This is a genomic window from Mesorhizobium sp. M7A.F.Ca.CA.002.05.1.1 (assembly GCF_003998335.1).
Classification (GTDB): Bacteria; Pseudomonadota; Alphaproteobacteria; order Rhizobiales; family Rhizobiaceae; genus Mesorhizobium.
In genome coordinates this window covers 1-2,245 of record NZ_RZQI01000943.1, presented here as the reverse complement: position 1 = coordinate 2,245, position 2,245 = coordinate 1, and the positions used below count along the sequence as shown (strand labels likewise).

Sequence of the window (2,245 nt, the reverse complement as noted above, 5' to 3'; positions counted from 1 at the left end):
CCTTGAAGGCAGGAGAATCCGGATCAGCGACGATCTGGGTCAGGCCATAATTGTCGCGCAGGTCGATGAAGAGCAGACCGCCATGATCGCGCACGCGATGCACCCAGCCCGACAGGCGAACGGTCGAGCCGACGTCGCTCTTCCTCAACTGGGCACAGGTATGGCTGCGGTAACGGTGCATTGTCATTGGTAAAGTCCGGGGTGCTCTAGTTGCCGGCCAAGGCATCGCGGCCCGGCCCTGAAAATTTGCGCGAAAAGCGCATGGGAGGCCGGATTTGTCAAGGCAAGCGGACTTCCGTGTCCATGGTGTTCGCCGCCCGGTAGCCGGAGCGAGGCAGCGCGAGGATCAGCGCGGCGCTCAGCCTGTGAAGGAAACCGCCACAGGGCCACAACCGTCAGGCTTGCTCTTCAGCTTCATCGTTGCCTTCCAGTTTTTTCCGCAGCGCCGTCATGACCCTGTGCGTGGTGTTGATGTCCTCGACCAGCAGGCCATCCGCGAGGTTTTCGATCCAGGGCGCCTGCAAATGCATCGCGGCATCGAAAGTCTGTCTTCCCTTGTCAGTCAAAACGACAAGCTGCGCACGCTGATGATGCGGGTTGGCCTCGAAGGCGACGAGCCCTTCCCTATGCAGGTCGTTGACGATCCGTTGGACATTCTGGCGGCTGGCTCCCAGATCGCGCGCCAGCCACGCGACCGGCTGAGGGCGTTCGGCGGTCACGACAGCGCCGAGAACCTGCCAGCGGGCGCTCGTCAAACCGAGGTCGGCGACCAGCCTGTCACCCGATGTGAGCATTCGGCTGTTGAGCCTGAACAGGTCGAGAATGAGATCGGTCAAGGCATTGCCGGCAGGTGTTCGCTTGGCATCAGGCATATGACATCCTATATTGCTATTGACATTATGTTGTCAAATAGATATGTAATCAAGGTAACAGATTGGCACCATAACACCAATTAACGGAGCTTATGATGTCGCTCATGCGCCCACTGAACCCCGCTTTCCCGATCGACCGCCAGATCGCGATCGATGCTACCTCCGTCGTGCTGGTCAACGTCTTCACGCTCGACAAGGCCGACGAGCAGACCTTCCTCCATGCATGGCAGGATGATGCGGTCTTCATGAAGCAGCAACCCGGCTTCATCTCGACCCAGCTTCACCGCGCAATCGGCGAAAGTCCGGCCTATTTCAATTATGCCATATGGGAAACGATGGCTGACTTCCGGGCCGCGTTCTCGCATCCCGAGTTCAGGGCGAAGCTCTCGGCCTATCCGTCCTCGGCCGTCGCCTCTCCGCATCTGTTCCAAAAGGTGGCGGTGCCGGGCATCTGCCTGGCTTAAACGGTTGCAAGAATGGTGGGAAAGCCATGAGCAAGGTCATTCACCCAGTCGCCGGGACGGTCGCGATGCTGACGATCGCAAGCCTCTGGCTGTCGACGGTCCTCAGTGAGATGTTTGCCTCCCAGGTGGCGATAGCCGCCGTCAAGATGGCCATACCGTGGAGCTTCCTGTTGCTCGTTCCAGCGCTGGCGGCGGCGGGAGGTTCGGGCTTTGCGGCGGCCAAGGGCCGGCAGGCCGGGCTGATCGGCGCGAAGATCAAGCGCATGCCATGGGAAGATCAAGCGCATGCCATGGATAGCCGCCAATGGTCTCCTGGTTCTCATCCCCTCCGCACTCTTCCTCGCATCCAAGGCGAGAGCCAGCGAGTTCGACACCAGCTTCTACGCCGTGCAGGCGCTCGAATTGGCCGCCGGCGCGACGAACATCACGCTACTCGGCCTCAACATGCGCGACGGGTTCAAAATGAAGGGCCGGCTCCGCCGTCGGCCCGCTCGGCCCGTCAAAGCATCACCTCTATGAGCCAAGCGCCGACAGCCGGAGGCGATGGGCAAGGTGATCGACGACCAGTAAAGCGTTGGCGGAAGAGGTCTCCGCCCGGTGAAGACGAATCTCCGCCCCGGGCAGCGGCGGCACATGGCGGCCTGGATGGACGCCGCGCAGGCCAGGCGCAAGCATGCTGCCTTTGACCACGGTGACCGCCAGGCCCTGTTCAACAATTGCCTCCGTGGCTGAGAGGCTCGGGCTGACATAGGCCAATCGCCATGGCCGGCCTGCCTTGTTGAGCGCCTCAATTGCCCAGGAACGAAACAGGCAATCGGGGCTCGACAGAGCGACGGGCAGCGGATCGAGTTCCTCGACGGCTCGCGTCGCCGCCGCTGCCCAAATCGCCCTTTCGCGGCATATCAAATC

At 61.4% G+C, this 2,245-nt stretch carries 6 protein-coding genes; 2 read left to right on the top strand and 4 right to left on the bottom strand.

The window, feature by feature from the left end:
- A partial coding sequence (locus EN939_RS30870) for an OB-fold nucleic acid binding domain-containing protein (protein WP_245473229.1) occupies positions 1–226 on the bottom strand: 226 nt, incomplete at its 3' end.
- 169 nt (positions 227–395) lie between these two features.
- Positions 396–872: a MarR family winged helix-turn-helix transcriptional regulator gene (locus EN939_RS30865; RefSeq protein WP_127271416.1), complete on the bottom strand. Its 477-nt coding sequence runs from the start codon at positions 870–872 to the stop codon at positions 396–398.
- A 95-nt stretch (positions 873–967) separates the two neighbouring features.
- Between EN939_RS30865 and EN939_RS30860 the strand changes: the two genes are divergently transcribed.
- Positions 968–1,336: an antibiotic biosynthesis monooxygenase family protein gene (locus EN939_RS30860; RefSeq protein WP_127271415.1), complete on the top strand. Its 369-nt coding sequence runs from the start codon at positions 968–970 to the stop codon at positions 1,334–1,336.
- Here the strand turns inward: EN939_RS30860 and EN939_RS40125 are convergent.
- Complete coding sequence (locus EN939_RS40125; RefSeq protein ID WP_419197532.1) at positions 1,333–1,623, bottom strand: hypothetical protein; 291 nt, start codon at positions 1,621–1,623, stop codon at positions 1,333–1,335. The genes EN939_RS30860 and EN939_RS40125 overlap by 4 nt on opposite strands.
- On the opposite strand from EN939_RS40125, the gene EN939_RS40120 reads away from it, so the two are divergent.
- Positions 1,622–1,855, top strand: a complete 234-nt coding sequence (locus tag EN939_RS40120; protein ID WP_372958877.1) for a hypothetical protein — start codon at positions 1,622–1,624, stop codon at positions 1,853–1,855. The two genes, EN939_RS40125 and EN939_RS40120, sit on opposite strands and share 2 nt — an antisense overlap.
- Here the strand turns inward: EN939_RS40120 and EN939_RS30850 are convergent.
- Positions 1,850–2,245 (bottom strand): LysR substrate-binding domain-containing protein (locus EN939_RS30850; protein ID WP_245473228.1); only part of this gene is annotated, 396 nt, incomplete at its 5' end. The genes EN939_RS40120 and EN939_RS30850 overlap by 6 nt on opposite strands.